The sequence below is a fragment of the Roseiflexus sp. genome (genome assembly GCF_057785375.1).
This window is the reverse complement of record NZ_JBYNRX010000110.1, coordinates 22,966-41,050: the sequence shown is the minus strand read 5'-3', so window position 1 is coordinate 41,050 and position 18,085 is coordinate 22,966. Positions and strand designations below refer to the sequence as shown.

Here is an 18,085-nt window from a genome sequence, read left to right as displayed (position 1 = left end):
ATCGATGGGCGCCGGCGCCTAGTCGTGCTGGACCGCGCTCGACGGCGCCGGCGCCTGTCCATGACGCACAGGCGCAAGATCGAGCGGCAGATCGGGCGTATCGATCAGTTTATAGTACAGGTAACGCAGCAGCAGGCGCGCGACCGCGGCAACCGGGATCGAAACGAACAACCCGAACGGTCCGCCAAGCGCGCCGCCTGCCAGAATGGCAAAGATGACCAGCATGGGGTGCAGGTGAACCGCAAGACCGACCACATGTGGAATGATGAAATTGTCTTCGAACATGCGGAGCACAAAGTAGGTCAACCCGATCGAACCTGCGATCAGCCACGCAGGCCACCCCCACGGCGCTGGCGCTTGAAAAAGCGCCACGGTGATCGCAATTCCGGCTGCCGACCATGGACCAAGGAGCGGAATCGTTTCCAGAATGCCAGTCACTATCCCTAACACCAGCGCATAGCGCACCCCCAGGAGCATCAATGCGATAGTGGTCAGCGTCGCCATAATCGGAATGAGCATCAGCGTTCCGCGCACATACCCTGCCAGGATGCGATCAATCTGAGCGCCGAGCGCGCGAATTTCGGCGCGGTAGGGTGCAGGCGCAAGCTTATACATCCACTCGACAATCCGCGGCGCTTCCAGCAGCAGATAGAACGTGACAATCAGATAGGTGACGAATAACAGCAACGTCTCGAAGGCAACAGCGACCAGATGCGGCACATGCTCCGGCAGGCGTCGCCCGAAATCGGCGAGCGCTTCGCGCAGCGCCTCGTTGATCGGTGCGAAATCGACGCTGATGCCCGCAACAATGATTTGATCGCGCAGCAGCAACTCCTGCTGGATCAGGTTCAGCGCATGCGGTATCTGCGCCTGCAAGCCGACATACTCGCGTTCGATCGCCGGTCCAAGCGTCCGCCAGAGACCATAGACCAGGCCCCCGATCACGACATACAGCAGACCGATCCAGATTGCCCGGCCAACGCGTGTGCGGCGGTGCAGCCAGGTAATGAGCGGATTGAACAGGTACGCCGTAATTGCCGCTCCCACAAACGGGATCAGCACATTACCCAACCCGCGGACTAACCAGAAGAAGAACGCTGCAATCAGCGCGATCGTAATCAGTTTGACCGTTGGCGAAAAGCGGATCGGGCGAGCTTCTGCGCTCATGTAGACCTCCGGACGTCAAAATGCGGAGATGCTCATCTCGCCTATTGTACCGCATGGAAGCCCGTGATGGAACGTAAAACACGATCGAACGCGCCAGGCGGGCAGGTGTTGAACGTTGCGCGTCGAATGTTGAACGTTTGGAAAGCGGGGATGTTGAACGGGAGGTGCGAAGGTCTGAAGGTTGCACGTTGAAGGGGAAAGTTGAACGTGGCACGTGGGAATACAGCAGCACAGAGAGACGGCAGCGGGTGCGAAGGTCTGAAGGTTGTACGTTGAAGGGGAAGGGCGAGAGGGTTCGCCTCACGCCTCACGCCTCACACCTAACGCCTCACCCCTCACCCCTCACAACTTCTGCGGCGTCCGTCGCAACGGAATATCCGCCTTGAGATGATCGACCGCCTCGCCACGCAGAAGCGTCACCTCAATCGCGCCAGCATCAACCGAAGGCACATACCGTGCAATGACCGCCGAAAGATCGGCCTTCAGCTGCTCCATCATATCAGGCGTCAACTTAACCCGATCATGGACCAGTACCGTCAACAGACGCTCACGCGCAACATCGGAGCTACGCTCACGCTTGCCAAACAATGCATCCAGAAAACTCATCGCATCCCTCGTTTGCGCTTGATAGCCGAACAGGTCCGAAGCGCTTCCATCTTCGGGAACCACAGGACCTATCGCTCACTTCCCCTCGGTCGAATGCCAAATGCGCCAAAAATTCGGTTCAAGAGGCCCGAACTATCATCAAACACGGTGATTGGTATATCCTCGCCTGCCAGCCGACGGGCAATCTCGGCGAACGCCCGCCCCGCGCGCGAGTTGCGGTCCAGCACAGCGACTTCACCACGATTGGTGCTGGTGACGATCAGTTCATCGTCGGGCACCACGCCGATCAGGTCGATCGCCAGGATTTGCAAGACATCATCGATGCTCATCATCTCGCCGCGGCTCACCATGCGCGGTTTGAGGCGATTGATAATCAGGCGCGGATGCCCTTTTTCAAATGCTTCGACCAGACCAATGATCCGATCAGCATCACGCACAGCGGCGACTTCCGGCGTCGTAACGATCAGCACTTCATCAGCGCCGGCGATGGCGTTGCGGAACCCGGCTTCAATCCCGGCTGGACTGTCGATCAACACATAGTCGAATTCTGCGCGCAACTGATTGGTCAGCGCAATCATGTCATCCGCCGTCACAGCGTCCTTATCGCGCGTTTGCGCCGCCGGAAGCAGACAGAGATCGGGAAAATGCTTGTCCTTGATCAACGCCTGGCGCAGACGGCAGCGTCCCTCGACCACATCGACCAGGTCATAGACGATCCGATTCTCCAGACCCAGAACGACGTCCAGGTTGCGCAGGCCAATGTCGGCGTCGACCACCGCCACTTTCAGCCCCTGTAGTGCCAGCGCAGTGCCCAGGTTAGCGGTCGACGTCGTCTTCCCGACGCCGCCTTTGCCGGAAGTAATCGTAATGACCCGCGACATGTGTTCTCTCCCTGAAGGAAGAATCACCCGACCCGCTGTATCACAGGTCGCTGCGATTCGACCTTCGGTATCGTTCCCATGATTCCACAGCGATCTGATCGCCATCGACGTATGCCACTTCCGGATGCCCTGCTGCGCCACCATCGGGCGCTCGCGCGATCAGATCGGCAATCCGCAACTGCATCGGACGCAACTCAATGGCACAGATGATCACGGTGCGATCGCCAAGGGCGCCGGCATGCACCGTTCCACGCAACCGCCCCCACACCACGACGCTGCCGCCAGCCACGACCTCTGCGCCAGCATTCACATCGCCAACAACGGTTATATGCCCGTGGTGGCGAACGATCTGCCCGGATCGCACCGTGCGCCAGACAAACAGCGCGCCGTCGGGCGATTCGGGAGCAGTGACGCTTCGCGTGACCGGACGCGCAACCACACCGGCAGCACGCGCTGCCGATCGGCTTTCGCGCGAGGTTGACGCCAGCGCCAACGCCTCAAGATGATGCTCACGCATCAGCATCATCAATTCCGCAAGCTGTTCTTCTGTGAGCGACCGGTTGCCAATATCAATGATGACCCGGGCGCCATTGAAGAAGTGCGCCCCCTGGTCGAGCTGATTGCGCAATGCTCCCAGCACATCAGGCCATCCGGCTGCCTCGTTGAGATGCAACCGGAGACCATCTTTTCCGCCCTTGATCGCAACCAGCATTGTCATGCGCAGCACAAACGCAAAAAGAGGCGCCCCGAAACAGATGTTGCAGTCTATTTTCCACTATCATACCATTACTGTCAAGCGTTTTTTACGACTACTATGCCACATGGTTCGCTACAATGAGGAGTCGCGCGCTGAAACCCATGCGGAAAGCGCCGCCAGCAGGCGCTCGATCCCCACACGCAACTGCGACGGCTCGACCAGGCACGAGATGACGATGTGCGCTCCCTGCTCATAGCCATAGAAGTAGCCCGGATGCACCAGCACGCCATGGTTGAGCAGATAGAGGGTCAACGCATCTTCGTCGTTCCATCCGACAATCTCGGGAAACAGATAATACCCGCCATCGGGCGGATGCACACGCACCATATCACAGGCGGACAACAGGGTGATCGCCATGTCCAGCGATTGGCGAACGCGATCATGCATGGCAGCAGTAAATGCGCGACCGCGCTCGAAGATAGCCGGCAGCATAGTTTGCGTCAGGGTATTGGCGCTGAGAAAGGTATCGTTCAAGACTTCGAGACGTTCGCCAAACTGGTCGTGTGCCGCATCGTTCAGCGCAATCCAGCCAAGTTTCAGATCAGGCAGGGCAAACATCTTCGAGATACCGTTCAGATGGAAGACCGGCAGTTCCGGGTAGAGCGCGCCAACCGGAGGAACTGTCGCTGCACGATACGGAAACGCTGCGAATACCTCATCACAGATAATGGGCACATCGAGGGCGCGCAGCGCCGGCGTCCGCGATGCCAGCACGGCGCCGGTCGGGTTATGCGGCGACACGACCAGAACGGCGCGGGTGCGTTCATCCGCCTGCAACCGGAGGCTCGCCGGATCGATGCGCCAGCTCCGCCGTTCGTCCAGCGCATAGGGGCGCAGTTCGACATGGTGCGCCATCGCCAGATACTCGAAGAGCGGGTAGGTGATCGCCGGCGCCAGTACATTGTCGCCCGGATCGGTCAGCAATGCAAACAGCAAGCTGTATGCCTCGCTCGTACTTGCTGTCACTACAATCTGATCGGCATCCAGCGACAGCGGCGGCGTGCGTTCGGCGTAGTACCGTGCAATCGCCATACGCGCTGAGCGCAGCCCGCGCGGCTCCGGGTCGTACCGTCGGTTCGACCAGTACGCAGCAGATGCCTCACACAGGACATCTGCGGGAAACAAAAGCCCCTGATACGTCGGATTGCTGCTCGTCAGGTCAATGTACCCGCCGGTCGCCCTTCGGGCGCGCTCGATGGCATTGATCGAGAGATCCTCGCCGTACAGAAAACCTGGCATAATTTCGTGCTCCCATTCATTGACGTCGCCTGTCGCCGGTGCTACAATGCGCCCGCATCCGCAACACGCAGCGTATCGTTGCATGATGAGTATGGTAAATGAGCATCCTGACCGGTAAACACATTCTTCTTGGCGTCACCGGCAGCATCGCCGCCTACAAAGTCGCCGAACTCGCCCGTCATCTGACACTCGACGGTGCAGTGGTCGATGTGATCATGACGGCTGCCGCACACCGTTTCGTTGGCGCAGCGACCTTTCAGGCGCTGACCGGGCGCCCCGTGCTCGATGATATGTGGGCGCTTCCCGAAGATGGCGTTGTCGGGCATGTGTCGCTCGGGCAGCACGCCGATCTGCTGGTCATCGCCCCCGCTACCGCTCATACCATCGCACGGCTCGCCGCCGGATTGTGTGACGATCTGCTCACAACTACCGCCCTGGCGACAACCGCGCCGATCCTGATCGCTCCCGCAATGAACCCGCGTATGTACGAACATCCGGCGACACAGGCGAACATCGCGCTGCTGCGGCAACGTGGCGCGATCGTCCTCGAACCGGAGTATGGGCGCATGGCGGAACCGGTGATCGGTCGCGGACGATTGCCGGAGCCATCGGTGATCGAAGCAGAGATCCGCGCCCTCCTTGGGCGAACGTCTGGTCCGCTGCGCGGACGCCGCGTGGTGGTCACCGCCGGCGGCACACACGAACCTATCGACCCGGTCCGGTTCATTGGCAATCGTGCATCAGGCAGAATGGGATACGCCATCGCCGCCGCCGCCCGCGATCGCGGCGCAGCGGTGACGCTGATCAGCGGCCCGGCGACAGTGCAACCGCCAGCCGCGGTCACCCTGGTGCGCGTCGAAACGGCGCTTGAGATGCAACGCGAAGTCGAATCTGCTCTTGCCGATGCCGATCTATTGATCATGAACGCTGCTGTCGCCGATTTTCGACCAGCGGTCGTTGCCGGACAAAAAATCAAGAAGGGCGACGATGAAGAGGTGACGATCCGCCTGGTGCGCAATCCTGATATTCTTGCCAGTATCGCGCATCGTCGCAATCTGGTCAAGATCGGATTTGCTGCGGAAACCCACAATCTGCTGGAGTATGCGCGCGATAAACGCGAGCGCAAAGGGCTGGATATGATCGTGGCGAATGAGGCGGTCGCCAGCATTGGGGCTGAAGAGATCCAACTCGTGCTGATCGATGCGCAGGGAATCGAACGACTGCCGCTGCTGCCCAAAACCGCAGCGGCGGAGGTCCTTCTCGACGCGATTGTTGAGCGGTTCGCTGCACGACTGTGCGCTCCCGGATTGGAATCCGGCGCTGCACACGATTGACGAGGCCTATGACGCAACCTGACGCTCCCCAGAAGCCAGACGATGTCAATGGCTCGCCTGCGGAAGCGACCGACGACGAGCCAACCGGTGGCGCGCCGGCAGCCACACGCAGCCTGGTGCAGGCGACCCGCACGCTCACCACATCCGACCGGCGGATGAGCGCACATATCGCCGATGCTGCGCTACGGCAGCGGATTATGGTGCTGATCGGCGCGCTTGGCGATCCGGCTCACCCGCTGTACCCGCGCGCCGTCGATGACCTGGCGGCTCTTGGTGAACCGGCGGTTCCGGCGTTGATCGAGGCGCTACGCACCCATGAACCCTGGCTGCTTGCGTACCGCGCAACCGAGGCGTTGGGTCAGATCGGCGATGGTCGCGCTGCCGGTTCTCTGATAGAAGCGCTCCGCCATCCGAACAGTAATGTGCGCTGGGGAGCAATTCGCGCTCTGGCGACGGTTGGTGATGCGCGCGCGCTGCTGGAACTGCGCCGCGTTGCGCGAACCGATCGCAGTAAAACCAGTTGGGGCGAGTCGGTCGGTGATACGGCGCGCGCGGTGCTGGATCAAATGCAGAGCCGCACCCTGCTGGCGCGTGTCGCCGAACTGATCAAAACCGCCATTGCCTGTGTGCTGATGCTTGTTTCGCTGATCTTCGCGTGGAGCGTCCTGACCGAACTGCGCGACGAACTGAACCAGGTGGGGCAGGTTGAACCGGCGCCGGTAATCATCGCGCCGCCTATGCCTACAACCGCGCCACAGGCGGTCATCACGCCGCCAACGCCGGCGCTGCCGCCAACGGCCCCGCCGACGTCTCCCCCTGCAACGCCTGCCCCTGCTGTTTCGCCGGAATTGATCGGTGTCGTGATCGCATCGGGAAATGTGCGCGCCACACCGGCACGCTTGCCCGATAACGTCATCGGCAGCGTGACAGCGGGAGATACGTTGATTTTCCTGGCAATGACCCCCGACGGCGCCTGGTACCGCGTGCGCCTCGGTTCTTCGACTGCAGCCTCTTCACAGATCCGCAGCGTGGACGGAAGCGGGTGGATCAGCACATCACTTGTCACTGCCCCCGAGGGTGTACCGGTCGAAACGCCGCCACCATTGCCGACGCCAACACCGTGATGGAGACCGCCAAGAACCATGTCTGACACTGTCCGTGGAACCGCTTTTGCCAAAACCCTGCGCGCAATCTTCCTTGGCGTCGCGCTGCTGGCGTTGAGCGCGGCGTGTGCCGGTTATCTTCTGCTGAGCGAAATCCGACGCCCGGCAGGGACCGATGCCGCGCCCGTCGAGTTTATCGTTGAACCCGGTGATAGCGCCAGCGTTATTGCGACCCGCCTTGGCGCCGCCAATCTTATTCGTCAGCCGCTGCTCTTTACAATCCTGGTTCGTCTGCAGGGCCTCGACGGCGAATTGCAGGCAGGGCGCTACCTGTTGCGCGCCAATATGACCATGAGCGAGATCATTGCAGCCCTGCAGAACAGCCGGGTCGAAGAGGTGCAAGTGACAATCATCGAAGGATCGCGGCTCGAAGAAATCGCCGAACAACTCGCCGCTGCCGGGTTGGTCAATGTGACCGAGCAGGCATTTTTGCGTGCGACGCGCAACGGCGCTGCATTTCAGTCGCAGCATTTCTATCTCAACAGCCTGCCGCCCGGCGCTAGTCTGGAAGGATATCTGTTCCCCGATACCTACCGCTTCGCTGTGACAGCCACCGTTACCGAGGTGGTCGAAATTATGCTCGACCGCTTCGATCAGCAGTATGCAACATTCGAACGCGACGTCACTGTGCCGCGTGTGAGTGTGCACGAAATCGTCACGATGGCGTCGATCGTGCAACGCGAGGCAGCCCGTGAAGACGAAATGCCCAAGATCGCCGCCGTCTTCTGGAACCGCCTCAAACCGGAACACCTCGCTGAGACCGGCGGCGGCAAATTAGGCGCCGATCCGACGGTGCAGTATATTCTGGGGCAACGCGGCAACTGGTGGCCCCGCCTCGATTCGTTGAGCATCGATGAGATCAATGGCATTGCCAGCCCGTACAACACGCGCGTCAATCCGGGTCTGCCCCCCGGTCCGATCGCCAGTCCGGGACTGGCGGCGCTGCGTGCCGCTGCGCGTCCCGATGAGTCGGCGCCCTACCTGTACTTCGTCGCGTCGTGCACGAACCCCGGTGCGCACAATTTTGCTGTCACCTTCGAGGAATTTCAGCGTTTCGAGCGGGAGTATCTGACATGTCCATCGCGTTAGCCGGCGTCATTGGCGATCCGGTGAGTCACAGCCTGTCGCCCTTTCTTCACAACGCGGCGTTTGAGCATCTTGGCATTGCAGCGCGCTATGAGCGCTGGCAAACGCGCAGTGCGGAATTGCCGGCGCGGATTGACTCGTTGCGCGCACCGCACATACTGGGCGCAAACGTGACATTACCGCACAAGATCACCGTCGTGTCGCTCCTTGATCGGCTCGATCCCCAGGCAGCGCAGATTGGCGCAGTCAATACCATTGTGCGTCTTCCCGATGGGCGCCTCGAAGGAACCAACACCGATGCGCCTGCCACAATTGCGACACTACGGGAAGATGCCGGTTTCGATCCGGCAGGAAAACGGGTGGTGATTCTGGGAGCGAGCGGCGCTGCTCGCGCTGCGGCATTCGCGCTGATTGCCGCGCAGGTTGCTGCGCTGACGATCATCAATCGAACCCTGGAGCGCGCCGAGGAATTGCTGGCGGATGTCCTCGCCAGCAGCGATGATGATCCGTATCTGCGCGCACTGGCGCCCGACGACCCGGACGTTCCCGAAGCGATCCGTGCCACAGATGTCATCATCAACGCCACATCGGTCGGCTGGCGCGCCGATGAAACGCCGCTGCCGGGGCATCTCATCCCGGCGACAGCGCTGGTGTTCGACATGGTCTACCGGCCGACGCGCCTGCTGCGTGAGGCGGCGCAGGCAGGCGCCGCAACGCTCGATGGACGCGGCATGCTGGTGCGGCAGGCGGCGTTGTCATTCGAGCGCTGGACCGGCGCGCCGGCGCCGCTTGAGGTGATGTTCGCTGCATTCGACCAGGCTCGTGCGCTGGCTGCATAGGGTTATCGCGTGGATGTCGTTCTGGTTGCGCTGGCCGGGCTTCTGCTCGGCGCTCTGCTGAATCTGGTCATCATTCGTCTGCCGCGCGAGCAGGGATTTGGCGGTTGGCCCCGTTGTACGCGCTGCGGTCGACGTCTGGCGTGGTGGCAGGTCCTGCCGGTCTTGGGATGGCTGGTGCAGGGCGGGCGCGCCCGCTGTTGCGGTCAACGCCTTGATATGCTCCATCCCCTCGTTGATCTGATCACCGCCGGAACCCTCGCGCTACTCTACTTCCAGCATCGCCTGAGCATCAGTATGGTCTATGGCGCGACCGTGGCTGCGGTACTGATTGTGACCGGCGCTATCGACTGGCAGCATCGTCTGATCTACACCCTCCCGACTCTTGGCGCCACATTCGCGGCAGTTCTCGTCGCTTTTGCCATTCCACACCACAGTCTGCTGAACGCACTGGCAGGCATGGTCGTCGCCGGTGTCTTATTTGTCATTTTCTACCTGCTGGCGCGCGTTCTGTTTCCCGCACACCGCGCACCGTTCGGATTGGGAGACGTCTATCTGGGCATGTTCATTGGCGCTGCACTTGGATTGACGAACCTGCCCGGCGCCCTCCTGTACGGCATGCTTCTGGCCGGCGCATTTTCGGCGATACTGGTGGCAGTGCGACGCATCGGCAAACGCGATGCGCCACAGTACATTTCCTATGGCACATTCCTGAGCATTGGCGCGCTTATGTACCTTCTTATCTGGGGACTTGCCGGAGCGCGCCCGCTACTGTAAAGAAATAGTTACTAAGATTCGGGACGATTCTCTGTGAATAAATCGTCATTCTACGAAGTTGCATCGTATGATAAGATAAACTCAGCGTTATCCCGAAGTGAGACCCTGATAGAATATGCGACAACGATTGACGCTGCTGCTTGCCATATGGAGCATCGTCCTGTCTTCGGTGTTCTTCACAAGCGCTTCTCGGGCTGATGAAGCAGAGCCTTTTCCGTTTACAACTGACACATCAGGACGCATCATCGCCCCTCCCGGATACGTCGATCCTCGCCAACCGCTGACGATTATGCTCGAATTAGCGGGCACGGCGGAACGACCGCCAGAAGGCGTCGCCGCACCTCAAAGCGCCACAGTCGATCCCGGAGAGATTCGACGGTTGCTGGAAGCGGCGAACATTCCCGTGCTCTTTCAGACGCACACTGCCTACAGCGGCATCGCCGTAGCGGCGACGCCGGACTGGCTGGCGCTCTTACGCAACCTGCCGGGTGTTGCCGGCATTCATATTATGACCCCGAAAGAACGCTCGACTGCGCGCGCCATTTCATTCGTCGGCGCACCGCAGTTCTGGAGCGCAACAGGTCAGATGACCGGCAGCGGCGTGCGCATTGGCATTATCGACAGCGGCATTGATTATACCCATGCCACATTTGGAGGTCCAGGCACGCCCGAGGCGTTTCGCACCAATGATCCGATGATTGTCGAACCTGGCACATTTCCAACCGAAAAGGTCATTGCAGGCTACGATTTTGTCGGCGATTCATATGATGCATCAGGTCGGTTTGGATCGCCGCTTCCTGCTCCCGATCCCGACCCGCTCGATTGCGCCGGAGATTGCGCCGATGCCGCACGACGCATCAGCGGCGGGCATGGCACCCACGTGGCAGGCATCGCTGCCGGTTATGGCGTCGATCCAGAAGGCAAGACGTACCGGGGACTCTATTCCGGGAGCGTCTCGTTCGAGGAGTTCATCGTCGCGCCCGGCGCAGCCCCAGGCGCATCGCTTGTCGCCCTGAAAATCTTCGGCTGTCGTGGCACGACGACCTTCCTCACCCGCGCTATTGACTACGCCATCGATCCGAACGGCGACGGCAACACTGATGATCGCCTGGTCGATGTGTTGAACATTTCACTGGGATCGCCATTCGGCGGCGAAACCGACCCCGACGTTGTTGCAGTCAACCGGGCTGTGGAAGCCGGCGTTGTGGTTGTGGCAGCAGCCGGCGATACCGGCAACACGTTTTACAGTGTCAACTCGCCTGCATCCGCCGGTCGAGCCATCACAGTCGGCGCGTCAGTCGATGTCGGACGCGATCCGTCACTGCCGCCCGACAGCCTCGATCTGCTGACTTCGCGCGGTCCGCAGCGCGCGCGCATCCTCAAGCCCGATCTGGTCGCGCCCGGGTTGGCGCTGCGCTCGGCGGCTGCCGGCGCCGGTAACGGCGCCCAGTCCCTCAGCGGCACATCAATCGCTGCGCCGCAGGTGGCAGGCGCAGCGGCGCTGCTGCGCCAGATCCATCCTTCCTGGACGCCTGATCGGATCAAGGCGGCGCTGATGAATGCGGCTCGCCCAACCCGTGATGCGTCCGGCAACCTGTATCCGCCATCGCTCGCGGGCGCCGGCAGGCTCGATGTATCGACGTTGTTTGCCTATGACGTGCTGGCGTTTGATGCCAACAATCCTTCGGCCGTCGCTCTATCGTTGGGCGCACCGTGGATCAGCCAGCCGCAGCAGGTCCAGCGGACGTTGCGTATTCTCAACACCGGCAGTCACACGCGCACCCTGCGCATTGCTCCGGTCGTCGCCGCCGATGAACCAGGAGTTCAAATCGAAGCGTCGCCCGGTCCATATGAGTTGTTGCCGGGTCAAACCGTGGATGTGCCGGTCAACATATCCATCGATCCAGCAGCGCTCGATTTCACGCGCGATGCAACGACGCCGCCGCGTCAAACGGGCGATCCGCCTGTCTTTGAACGATACTACATGGCAGAACAGAGCGGCGTCATCGAAATTCGCAGCACGCTCGGCGCGCGGCTGCGCGCAGCGCACGCCGGCGACTTTGATCGGGTTACGGTCGTCATTGATGACCAGGTGCTCGAACCATCGATCAGCCCTGGACGAACCGGCAGATATCGCGCATTCAGTCCGGGGCGTCGGCTGGTGCGCATATTTCAGCCCGGAGCGCCGCTGACGTCTCCGCCGCTGGGCGCTGCCGAGTTTGATGTGACCGACGGGCGCGACTATACGGTTGTGGTCTATGGTTCGTGGCGCAATCCGCAGCTGGCGCTGATCGATAACATCCCTGATCCATCCGTACCGCGTGACAGGGTCATGCTGCACGTGTTCAACGGCGATCCGCTCCGCGACGGTTCAGCGGTTGATGTCTATCTCGACGGCGCGTTGCTAGTCGCCAACCTTCCGGTTGGCTCGGTCAGCGCATTCAGCGTGACGAACCCCGGCAACCACAAAGTGCGCTTCCTCCGCGCCGGCAGTTCGCCATCCACGTCGTCGTCAGCTGCCAGCAGAGAGTTTCTTGCCGGTTCCGGCGAAGTGATCCTGGTGATCGGCGGCAGCAATGCGTCGTGGTCGCTGCGTGGCTTTACCGGTCGCGGACGGTTGATCAATGAACAGACCACCCGCGTTCCGTTCCAGATCATTCCAAAATCCGCTTCAGAGATCTCAGCGATACAACTGGAGGCGGCAATTCCACCTGGTGCAACCACGTTTAGCATCGCGCTGCGCAACAGTGGCGCACGCAATCAACTCTCGTCGCCGCGTGGCTCGCAAACGCCGCTGGTGAGCGCCTACGAACTCGATCCTCAAGGGCGTAGCCCGGAAATCGCGGGATTGGCGCCCAACCTGCGTCCCGCCGATATTCGCTATGTCGGTGTGACCAGCAGCTACCCGGCGCGTGGTTGGGAGGGCAGCAACACCGTCATCTTCTTCGGTCTGGCAGGGTATGCCGCCTGGGCAACGCCGAATGAGGCGCAGTATCGCGTCTACATCAGCACGACCGGTCCTGGCGGATCAGGACCGCCGGACGACATCCCCGAGTTCGTGCTGGTCAATACGAGTCTTGGCGCTGTGCTTCCCGTGAGCGGCGCAGAGGGGTTCACCCGCCCCAACGATGTGTTCCGCGCTATTCTGTATCGAATTCAGCCGGACGGCTCATTGACCGTGCTGCGCCTGACCGACTGGAACTTTATTCCGCCGCCATCGCTGGCGCCGTTTCTCGACAGCGCGCCGTTCGATACGTCGGTGATGGCATTAGCGACCACGGCAGGGTTCCTTGGTCTCATGCCAGACGCGCCGGTGTTCAATTATTATGTCGAAACATATGCGCGCGACGCGGGCGGATTCACCGAGCGGATCGACCGTGCACCCGCCAGCGGCGTGATTGCCTACGATCTCCGCTCACCGGCAGTCGCGCCGCTCAACACCCTGCCCGACACTGGCGTAGTCCGGGCTGGACTGCCAACACCCTTTTTCTTCGGGGTTGATGGCGCGCAGATCACCGGCAGCGTCAATCAGGACGCGCTGACGTTGCACCGCACGCAGGACGTGCTCTTGCTCTATCATCACAACGCTGCCAACGCGCAGACCGAGGTCGTGACGTTGCACAGCAACCGTCTGGTCGGGACCGTGCCGCCTGAAGCGTACTGGGGCTACCTGCCAATCGTCGTGATACCCTGATCTTCCGGGTGATGACATCGGCAAGCAGCAATCGCTGTCGCCGGGCAGGTTTCTGGTGCGTGTTCCGTTTTCCCCTCATCCCCCCACCCCCCTTCTCCTACAAGGGGAGAAGGGGGCGCTTACCGCATTACAGTTTGTGGGCGCTCCATCCAGGAGCGCGGGCATCCCCGCCCGCATCCATCGATCACCCCTGGGAGCGCGGGCGTCCCGCCCGCGTCCGGGTTCGACATCACTCGCTCAGGCATATGAGGACACCCAACCGCCCCCTTCTCCCATACGGGGACAAGGGGGCGGCGGGCAGAAGAGGGACTGCGGGCAACATCGCAGCGCCAGCATCCCTTCAGATGACGATCATCTGTGCCTACGGCGGTAAAACCGTCACACATAGCGCAGGCGTGCTTGAAGTAATCGTACCGATCTCCGAGACAGTCACATCCCAACGAATGTTGCACCGCGCATCGCTGCCGGGCGGAGGCTGACTTACAAACGTGCCGCCTATCTGAAGTTGCATACTTTGCCTTGGCGTCAGAACAACGCTCCCTGTCCACGTGGCTGCGGTCGAAAATGGCCCGATGGTGCAGGAACCTCCCTGCGGACTGCTGCACGAGCCAATACTAAATTGGGGCGGGTCGAGCGCATTACCTGTCTCGAATGTATCTTCTATCTGGGTGACCGTCACATTCGTCGCGCCGATATTGAGCACCTCGATCGTCCAGGTAACCGCCTGACCAACCTGAACCGAGGTGCTGGATGCGCTCTTCGTCACCTGAACGCCAGGAATTGGCGTCGGCGTCGGCGTCGGCGGCGTCGGCGTCGGCGTCGGCGTCGGCGTCGGCGTCGGCGTCTCAGTCGGCGTCGGCGTCGGCGTCGGCGTCGGCGTCGGCGTGAACGTCGGCGTCGGCGGCAGCGTCGGTGGAACCGGCGTCGGTGGAACCGGCGTCGGTGGAACCGGCGTCGGTGGAACCGGCGTCGGTGGCGCTGGCGTATTGGTCGGTTGTGGCGTTGGCGTATCCGTCGGAACCGGCGTTGGCGTCTCAGTAGGAACGACCGGCGAGAACGTCGCAGTTGGCGGCAACGTCGGCGGACGCGGCGTACTGGTTGGCTGTGGAATCGATGTTGCCGTCGGTTGCTGCTCGGCGCGCGGCGTATCGGTTGGTTGGACGACCTGAGTATTGGTTGCCGTCGGTTGGTTCAGCGGCGGTGCGGTCGGCGTATTCGTGACCGGCTCGAAGGTCGCAACGACCGGCGTACTGGTGGGAATAATGCCAACCGGCCGTGGCGTGACGGTTGGCGGCTCACCGATGAGCACATCGCCGGGGGTTGGAGTGGGCGCATCGAGTGCTGGCGGCACCACCGGCACCAGAGCAGTTGGAACGCTTCCGACAATGATCGGTGTTGGCGTCCCCCGTGCTGCGATGCTGGTTGCAGTGGCGCGCTCGGCGGCCTCTGCAGCAGCGGCTTCGGGCGGAATGGCAGGAATGTCGAGCGGCGTCAACCAGGGGCTATAGTCGGCGCGATCTTTCGAGAGCAGGTTCAATGCCGTTGCCAGGTTGCGGGGGACGAGGACGCGCACGACAACTTCGGCGACGCAACAAATCGAAAGCAGCGCCAGCAGCAAAGCCGAAGCGACAATCCAGCGCAGTGGTTCAGGCTGTCGCCTGCGTCGCGCGGGGGTTGGAGATGGAGTCTGTGTACTCATGGGCGATAGGGAGTGCGATGCTGAATGTACTGCCACGCCCAACGTCGCTGTGCGCCCAGACTCTTCCGCCGTGGCGCTCAACCAGCTGTCGCGTGATCACCAGACCAAGACCGCTGCCGCGCTCGGGTGAATTATTGCCTTCGACCCGGAAGAAACGCGTAAATAGGCGTTGCATATGATCGGCGGGAATACCGGGACCGGTGTCTGTCACATCAATCTGCACCATATCATCATCGCACCGATGCGCTGTAATCACCACTTCGCCCTGCTGAGTATACCGGCGCGCATTATCGATCACCTGCCCAAGCATAATCAACAGCTGTTCACGGTCTGCGCGCACCAACGGCAGATCCTCGGGCGTATTCACCGTCAATGTCAACCCTTTGCGTTCGAATGCTTTGCGCATCGGCGCGACCACTTCATCAATGATGCGTCGCACATCCTGAGCGGCGAGATCGGTCTGAAGCGTATCAGCTTCAATACTGGCAACCAGGATGACATTCTTGACAATATTATTCATCAACTCAACACGACTACGAACCGCTTCGAGCAGATCACGCTGATCGCTGCTCAATTCACCGACCAGGCCGCGCAGCAACAGATCGATATAGCCATAGATCACCGTCAGCGGCGAACGCAGTTCATGCGAAATAGTAGCGATAAAGTCGGTTTTCGCCTGGTCTACAGCCGCTTCAGCCGAAATATCGTGCAACACTACCACTTCACCAATTTGCGCACCTTCGCCGGTGACAACCGGAGCGCTGCTCAGGCGCAACACGCGATCACCGAGACGGAAATGCTCACGATAATGCCCCACGCCATTGTCGCTGAACACCTCGTGGCGCACATCAACCTGCTTCAGCGGGATTTCACCGAACGAATGCCGCACAAGTTGCCAGTCGTGCAGACCCAGCATCTGCTCCGCTGCACGATTGGCGATCACAATATACCGTTGACGATCGAGAACAACGACCCCATCAGCAATCGACTCAAGGATCGCGCGTCGTCGCAACGCCTCGCTCTGAACCCGATCAAAGAGCACGGCATTATAGAGCACGCTGGTCGTCATATTCGCAATTGCGATCAGCGAAGGCAAAATGCTACCCTCGAATGCGTCGGGTTCGCGATGCGCCAGAATCAACAGGCCTGCCGGTTCCCCCTGCACCACCAGCGGCGATACCAGCAGGCTCTGATACCCGGCGACCTGTTCAAGACCGAACGATATCAGACGCAGCTCTTCAGCAGGAGAGAACAGCATGACGCGCTGTGCTTCGGCGATCTCGCGCACCAGCGGGTCGCTCAGCGGCACTCGCACGTGTCGCAGGCTGCGAACGATGTTCGGCAGGTCTTCATCGATATGATATCTCAGCGCATCGTCCTCAGCGATCAATGCCAGCACGTCGGCGGCAGGAAGCAACGAACGCACCGCGCGTTCCGCCACTTTCAGCACCGGCGTCACCTCAATCGCCTGATTGAGATCGCGACTTGTGCGGTACAACCGCGCCAGGTGCTCGGTCATCTGGTTAAACGCCAGCGCCAGACGACCGAACTCATCGGGCGACATCACCGTCGAGCGCGCTTCGAGGTCGCCGCCGATCACTGCCTCAGCCGTCGCCACCAGATCCGACAACGGACGTGTGATGCGTCGGGCAATCTGGTACCCCAGAATCACCGATCCGGCTGCCAGCACCATGGCAATGGCAATGACCGCATTCCGGCTGAGGGATAGCTGCTGCACCTGGAAATCGCGGGACAGACCAACCGAGAAGTACCCCACCTGGGCGCCAGCAATGACCAGCGGGCTGTATGCCAGCTGATACCCACGCTGGCGCAACTCAACCGTGAAAATCGACTGTGCCTTGCCGCTGAGCAGCGATTCCACCACCTGCGGCGGCATATCGAGCGCGCTCAACTCAGCGCGCGGCAACAGGGTTGTGCTGATGGCTCGACCAGACAGATCATAGAATGTCGTCACCGCCGCCTGACTGCTGCGTTCGAGCGACTGGAGCAGCCGATCACACTTGACTGCAATTAAGATGCCGCCGACCACCTGATCGCCTTTGCGCACCGGCGCCACGGTATAAAAATAGGGTTGCACGTCGGGTGCAAAATAGATCAGGTTAGAGAACTTATCGTTGCCGTCGATGGTTTGGCCCGAAAGAATGAGCTGGACAAAATCCAGTCGGGAAAGGTCGGTCGTCATAATGCGCTGCGGAGGATCGGCTGGATTCTCAGAGACCCGCAGCCAGTCAACCAGCGTTTTGCCGTCGCGGTCAAACGCGACCATTCGATCAAAATCCAGATTGACGCTGCCAACGCCAAACCGATAGTACGGATCGAGCGCACGCATCACCTGTGTGTCGTCGCCGCCGGCGAACGCATCCGCCACTGCGGGAATATCGTTGTTCGCGGGCGCAAACACTATTTGGCGCAGAAACTCCAGATGGTTGCGTTCACGCCGCACGAGCGCATCCGTCGAGTTGCGCGCCACCTGCGCGAGCTGGTTCTGGAGTCGTTCTTCCCACGATGCCGCCACCAGCCCAACCGCAATCGCTGCGCCTGCCATCATTACGACCAGGGTCAGCGCCAGGTAGGGAAAGATGATTTTGTATCGGATCTGTGAGCGGAAAGCCGATACAAGTCCGCGCATACCCGATTTGCCTTCTAAAATCAACTTACACAACATCCAACTTGACAGGTTTATTATAGCCGTCTCGCAACCGTGTATCAAGCATGACTTCACTGCAAAAAGCTAACCACGAAGGTCACAAAGGGACACAAAGGAAATGCTCTTCATTTTTATTCACCTTCGTGCGCTTCGTGTCTTTTGTAGTTAAGCCTTTGTG

Annotated in this window: 13 protein-coding genes; 6 read left to right on the top strand and 7 right to left on the bottom strand. The window is 60.7% G+C overall.

Translation table 11 applies throughout. The features are described 5' to 3' along the window. Positions 1–18 precede the first annotated feature (18 nt). The 5 genes from AC3EA7_RS22000 to AC3EA7_RS21980 all read right to left on the bottom strand — a co-directional run bounded on the left by AC3EA7_RS22000 (position 19) and on the right by AC3EA7_RS21980 (position 4,650). On the bottom strand, positions 19–1,167 hold the full coding sequence (locus AC3EA7_RS22000) for an AI-2E family transporter (protein ID WP_488616224.1): 1,149 nt from the start codon (positions 1,165–1,167) through the stop codon (positions 19–21). 342 nt (positions 1,168–1,509) lie between these two features. Further along, entirely contained in the window at positions 1,510–1,773 is a 264-nt protein-coding gene (minE, locus tag AC3EA7_RS21995) for a cell division topological specificity factor MinE (protein WP_488616223.1), read from the bottom strand. Between the two features lie 68 nt (positions 1,774–1,841). Next, a complete protein-coding gene (gene minD, locus AC3EA7_RS21990) occupies positions 1,842–2,654 on the bottom strand; it encodes a septum site-determining protein MinD (protein WP_488616222.1) in 813 nt (270 codons plus the stop codon). A gap of 40 nt (positions 2,655–2,694) precedes the next feature. Further along, on the bottom strand, positions 2,695–3,372 hold the full coding sequence (minC, locus tag AC3EA7_RS21985) for a septum site-determining protein MinC (protein ID WP_488616221.1): 678 nt from the start codon (positions 3,370–3,372) through the stop codon (positions 2,695–2,697). A 111-nt stretch (positions 3,373–3,483) separates the two neighbouring features. Further along, entirely contained in the window at positions 3,484–4,650 is a 1,167-nt protein-coding gene (locus AC3EA7_RS21980; protein ID WP_488616220.1) for a pyridoxal phosphate-dependent aminotransferase, read from the bottom strand. 98 nt (positions 4,651–4,748) lie between these two features. Here AC3EA7_RS21980 and coaBC point away from each other — a divergent pair, with 98 nt between their 5' ends. The 6 genes from coaBC to AC3EA7_RS21950 all read left to right on the top strand — a co-directional run bounded on the left by coaBC (position 4,749) and on the right by AC3EA7_RS21950 (position 13,540). Next, on the top strand, positions 4,749–5,984 hold the full coding sequence (coaBC, locus tag AC3EA7_RS21975; RefSeq protein ID WP_488616219.1) for a bifunctional phosphopantothenoylcysteine decarboxylase/phosphopantothenate--cysteine ligase CoaBC: 1,236 nt from the start codon (positions 4,749–4,751) through the stop codon (positions 5,982–5,984). A gap of 8 nt (positions 5,985–5,992) precedes the next feature. Further along, entirely contained in the window at positions 5,993–7,108 is a 1,116-nt protein-coding gene (locus AC3EA7_RS21970; RefSeq protein WP_488616218.1) for a HEAT repeat domain-containing protein, read from the top strand. Between the two features lie 18 nt (positions 7,109–7,126). Continuing rightward, positions 7,127–8,236 (top strand): endolytic transglycosylase MltG, encoded by a 1,110-nt coding sequence (gene mltG, locus AC3EA7_RS21965; RefSeq protein WP_488616217.1) that lies wholly within the window; start codon positions 7,127–7,129, stop codon positions 8,234–8,236. Continuing rightward, positions 8,221–9,072 (top strand): shikimate dehydrogenase, encoded by an 852-nt coding sequence (gene aroE, locus AC3EA7_RS21960; RefSeq protein WP_488616216.1) that lies wholly within the window; start codon positions 8,221–8,223, stop codon positions 9,070–9,072. Before mltG ends, aroE begins: the two co-directional genes overlap by 16 nt. 9 nt (positions 9,073–9,081) lie before the next feature. Next, a complete protein-coding gene (locus AC3EA7_RS21955) occupies positions 9,082–9,846 on the top strand; it encodes a prepilin peptidase (protein WP_488616215.1) in 765 nt (254 codons plus the stop codon). Positions 9,847–9,961: 115 nt separating this feature from the next. After that, entirely contained in the window at positions 9,962–13,540 is a 3,579-nt protein-coding gene (locus AC3EA7_RS21950) for a S8 family serine peptidase (RefSeq protein ID WP_488616214.1), read from the top strand. Between the two features lie 361 nt (positions 13,541–13,901). On the opposite strand, the gene AC3EA7_RS21945 is transcribed toward AC3EA7_RS21950, so the two are convergent. Both AC3EA7_RS21945 and AC3EA7_RS21940 read right to left on the bottom strand, forming a co-directional pair. After that, positions 13,902–15,239 (bottom strand): hypothetical protein, encoded by a 1,338-nt coding sequence (locus tag AC3EA7_RS21945; protein ID WP_488616213.1) that lies wholly within the window; start codon positions 15,237–15,239, stop codon positions 13,902–13,904. Beyond that, positions 15,187–17,889 carry an ATP-binding protein gene (locus tag AC3EA7_RS21940; protein WP_488616212.1) on the bottom strand — a complete coding sequence of 901 codons (2,703 nt, stop codon included), beginning with the start codon at positions 17,887–17,889 and terminating at the stop codon, positions 15,187–15,189. Before AC3EA7_RS21940 ends, AC3EA7_RS21945 begins: the two co-directional genes overlap by 53 nt. Positions 17,890–18,085 lie beyond the last annotated feature (196 nt).